The organism is Streptomyces chattanoogensis, from assembly GCF_001294335.1.
In the GTDB taxonomy this organism is placed as follows: domain Bacteria; phylum Actinomycetota; class Actinomycetes; order Streptomycetales; family Streptomycetaceae; genus Streptomyces; species Streptomyces chattanoogensis.
The window spans coordinates 1-425 of the sequence record NZ_LGKG01000066.1 but is presented as its reverse complement, the minus strand read 5'-3'; the positions used below and the strand labels follow the sequence as shown (position 1 = coordinate 425).

Genomic DNA, 425 nt, shown 5'->3' with positions numbered 1-425 from the left:
CGCCTGCCGCCACGACGACCTGGTCGACCGGCTACGCGAAGCCGGCCTGGCCGCGATCGCCGACCTCGGCTTCGTCGGCCTGGACGACGAGGCCGGCGCCCCGGCGGTCATCACCGGCTACAAAAAGCCCAAGGGCAAGAAGCTCCCGCCCGCGAAGAAGCTGGTCAACCAGCTAATCGCGGCAGAACGGGCGGTGTGTGAGCACGCGTTCGCGCACTTGAAGAACTGGCGCGTGTTGACCAAGCTCCGCCTCGACGTGAAGTGGGCTACCCGGCTCGTACGGGCGCTGATGATCCTCAACCAGCGCGAGATCGCCCGCTGACCGACGATCTTCACACCAGACAGGTGCCGACAGCCAGCACGAGCACGACATCACCCGCCCACGCCACCCCCGCGACCAGCATGTTCAGGATGAACACAACTCA

General features: G+C 66.4%; 1 protein-coding gene. It reads left to right on the top strand.

Annotated features, from left to right (window positions below; genetic code table 11):
* Positions 1 to 322: transposase family protein (locus ADL29_RS09010; RefSeq protein ID WP_078970849.1), on the top strand; the 322-nt coding region annotated here is incomplete at its 5' end.
* Positions 323 to 425: the final 103 nt, after the last annotated feature.